Origin of the sequence: Pseudomonas aegrilactucae (genome assembly GCF_019168305.1) — a bacterium.
GTDB lineage: Bacteria > Pseudomonadota > Gammaproteobacteria > Pseudomonadales > Pseudomonadaceae > Aquipseudomonas > Aquipseudomonas aegrilactucae.
Map to the genome: position 1 here is coordinate 1 of NZ_JAHTBI010000017.1, position 3823 is coordinate 3823.

Annotated in this window: 2 protein-coding genes; both read left to right on the plus strand. The window is 56.6% G+C overall.

Going from position 1 to position 3823, the window contains the following annotated elements; translation table 11 throughout:
* On the plus strand, window positions 1-2928 hold a 2928-nt coding region (locus tag KUO17_RS06510; protein WP_217974396.1), incomplete at its 5' end, for an RHS repeat domain-containing protein.
* On the plus strand, window positions 2906-3535 hold the full coding sequence (locus tag KUO17_RS06515; RefSeq protein WP_217974398.1) for a hypothetical protein: 630 nt from the start codon (window positions 2906-2908) through the stop codon (window positions 3533-3535). The genes KUO17_RS06510 and KUO17_RS06515, both read left to right, overlap by 23 nt.
* Window positions 3536-3823: the final 288 nt, after the last annotated feature.

The window sequence follows — 3823 nt, forward strand, 5'->3', positions numbered from 1 at the left end:
ATGAACCTGGAGTGGGATGGCAGTGCGTTCGATGCCAAGGCCATCCGCGAATGGGCCGACGACGGCAGTTACGAGATCCGTCTGGAGTGGGACAAGAACATCCGCCTGACCTATGTCACCGACGCCCACGGGCAGGAGACCTGGTACTACTACGACATCCTTGGCCACCTGTACCGCATCCGTCACCCCGACGAACGTTCGGAGTGGCTGTTCCGTGATGAGCGCAAGAATCTTCTGCGTCACGTTCATCCGGATGGCAGCGAAGATCGTTACGACTACGACGAGCAGGGCAGTGTGGTGCGGCATATCCGTGCCGACCATAGCCAGGTGCACTTCGCCTATGACGACCGTCGCCATCTGATCAAGATCCGCGATGCTGAGGCGGGCCTGTGGACTCGGGACTACGACCTCAAGGGCAACCTCAGCGAAACGGTCGACCCGCTGGGCAACAAGACCGAGTTTGCCTACACGCCGTCCGGCCTGGTCAAGGCGATCAAGGACGCTAACGGCAACGAGAAAGCGCTTGCGTACAACGATGCCGGGCAACTGGTCGAGTACACCGACTGCTCGGGCAAGACCAGCAAGTGGGCGTATGACGATGCCGGGCAACTGGTGCAGTTCACCGATGCCACGGGTAACAAGACGAGCTACGACTACAAAGCCGGTCAGCTCGCCAAGGTCACTCACCCCGACAAGACCGAAGAGCGTTTCGAGCGCGATGCCGAAAGTCGCTTGTTGGCGCACGTCGATGCCCTCGACCGTTGCACCACCTGGACCTACTCGGCTGCCGGGTTGCTTGCCGAACGGGTCGACGCCGCCGAGAACACCCTGCGTTACCGCTGGGACAAACTGGGTCGCCTCACGGGCCTGGAAAACGAAAACGAAAGCCACGCCAACTTCCGCTACGACCCGGTCGGGCGGTTGCTGGAAGAATCCGGTTTCGACGGCTTGATCACGCGCTACCAGTACGACGCGAACACGGGCCGCCTCGCTAGTACGCACGTCGGGCAACGACGTATCGACGTTGTCTTTGACCCCGTCGGGCGCCTCACCTCCCGCGTGGCCAGCCAGGGCGATCAGCGCGAGGAGGAAACCTTTGCCTACGACGGCAACGGCAAGCTGATCCAGGCCATCAACGCGGCGAGCAAGCTGCAGTGGTTCCATGACGAGGCCGGCAACCTTACCCGCGAGCACCAGCACTACCTGGCCACCGGCACCCCGATGGTCGCGGTGTGGCAGCATGAGTACGACGCCCTCAACCACCGCACCTCGACTATCCGCCCGGATGGGCACAAGGTCAGTTGGCTGACCTACGGCAGCGGCCATCTGCTGGGCATGACCTTCGACCAGCATGAACTGCTGGCCTATGAGCGCGACGATCTGCACCGCGAGGTGATGCGGCATCAGGGCAACAGGCTGAGCCAGAGCCAGTCATGGGACCCGGCGGGGCGCTTGCAGGAACAATTGCTGGGCAGCCAGGACGGCAAGTCGACGCTGCTCAAGCGTGAGTACCAGTACGACGTGGTTGGCCAACTGACCGATATTAACGATACCCGTCGCGGCCAGTTGGCGTATCAGTACGACCCGATCGGCCGCCTGTTGCAGGCCACCAGCCGGCTGGGCGTGGAGACCTTCGCTTTCGACCCGGCCGGTAACCTGCTGGACGACAAGCACCACGAACCGACCCGGCCGCTGGAGCGCACGCCCAAGCGCAATCGGCTGATGGACAACCTGCTGCGTGAGTACGCGGGCACGCATTACACCTATGACGAGCGGGGCAACCTGAGCCATCGGTTGCACAACGGTGTGCATGCCACGTTCACCTGGGATCTGTTCGACCGCTTGCAGGCGTACAGCGACGACAAGCTGAAGGTCGAGTACAGCTACGACGCGCTCGGGCGGCGATTGCACAAGCACTCGACCGCGCATTACTGGAACAAGCCTCAGGCGGGGACCGGTTGGAACGAGTTGGAGCGGGCCAAGCGGCAGCGGGAACTGAACTGCGGTTTCACCCTGTTCGGTTGGGATGGCGACACCCTCGCCTGGGAAAGCTCTCCTGCGCAGGATGAGGGTGATACCGGAAAAACGGTGCACTACCTGTACGAGCCGGGCAGCTTCGTGCCCGTGGCACAGGCCCTGCGCAACGCCCCGATACGCCTGCACAAGCAGCCGGACTGGAGCGGGCGCAGCTACGATATCGACCAGGATCCGCTGTGGCAGGAAGCGAAAAAGCCACCGCCGTTGGATGCAATTGCCTGGTACCAGTGCGACCACCTGGGCACGCCGATGGAGCTGACCGACCACAACGGTGAGGTGGCGTGGTCGGCGCAGTACAAGGCATGGGGTGAGGTTAAACAAGAGCGTTCGGGCTGGGCGAAGCAGGTGGGGTTGAACAACCCGATTCGTTTTCAGGGGCAGTATCACGACCATGAGACGGGGCTGCACTACAACCGGTATCGGTACTATGATCCGGAGGTTGGGCGGTTTATCGGGCAGGATCCGATTGGTTATGCAGGTGGGTTGAACCTGTTCGCGTATACGCCGAATCCGATTTACTGGGTGGATACACTGGGGCTGACGCCAACGCCTCTAGATGCTCCTGGCTACGCTGTTTATGGGCTCTATAATCCAGGGGAAAAGAAACCTTTCTATGTGGGGCACACAGTTCAGAAAAAAGAAGTTCGCGAGCAGCAGCATAAACAAACAACTAGATTGGGGAGCGGTGAGCTGCGAGTGATTGAAAGCGATTTGACATATACTCAGGCGAAAGGTAAGGAGCAGTACTATGTTGAAGCCTACGATACTAAGAAAGGATTTCCAGGAAATGTGATTCAACCAATTGATAAAGCTCGTACAGATGAACGAGGCTTGTCTCATTTGGCTGAGTATGAGAAGGCAAAAAGTAATGCTGTCATTTGCGAAATATAGGGGTGTTATGAGGAAAATTGATAAAAACATCAGGCCGGGAGACCTGTTTTATATTCCGGCTATGAGCCCGGAGAATGAGGTGGGCGTTGTCGTTGCTAGATACATCGAGGACGTCCCGGGGAATGTTGGAGCATTAATTGAGGTTTTCAAGAAGTTCTACTTAAATTTCCCGGTCGGCAAAGATGAAGTTGATATGAGTGAGCGTTTATTTAGGCCAGTGTTATGCTCGTTTTATTTTTCAGAAGTGCCGAGGTGGCGAATATTTGCCCATGATAGAGATTATGATAGGTCGGCGTCTGCTTATAGTGAGATTGTGTTTGAATTTGTTCCGTATTTATGGGTTGGCGGAACCAAGGTTTGGAAGGGGGAGCTGAATGGTGGCGATGAGTTTGAAAAATCAATTTGTTGGAGGACGCTGCATCTTATATTTAGGGTGAATGCTCACTTGGCTGGCTATTTTAGTGCGAGTGATGCCTATGACTATCATAAGCTTCCGGTCTCCGAGCGTGTCGATAATAAGAAAGCAATCGCTAAAGTAATAGAGCTTGCTGAAACGGTAGAGGTAAAGCTTAAGTCAGTCTCCAGTGCTAAAATTAAAAAGAAGTAGAGTCGGTTTGAATAGCATGAATAGCGAACTGCAAGAATGGATGGCATGGGCTAATGATGGTTGGCTTTGGTAAGGCGGCATTCAGTGGTCGAAGAGTTATATGTACTAAATTCATATAGGGTGCGCAGTGCTCTGTTAGGGATTCTCCGATCAATCCCCAAATGTGCTGAAACTACGCCTGACCTCCTGATCCGAGCCACCCATGAGCCAGATGAGCTTTTCCGACTTCGAATATGCCGGCAAGCGCAAGCAGACACGCCGCGAACGCTTCCTCGCCCGAGATGGATC

Bases quoted from the DNA above. Each gene is read 5' to 3' on its own strand.
- KUO17_RS06515 (WP_217974398.1), top strand. From the start codon at position 2,906: ATGCTGTCATTTGCGAAATATAGGGGTGTTATGAGGAAAATTGATAAA.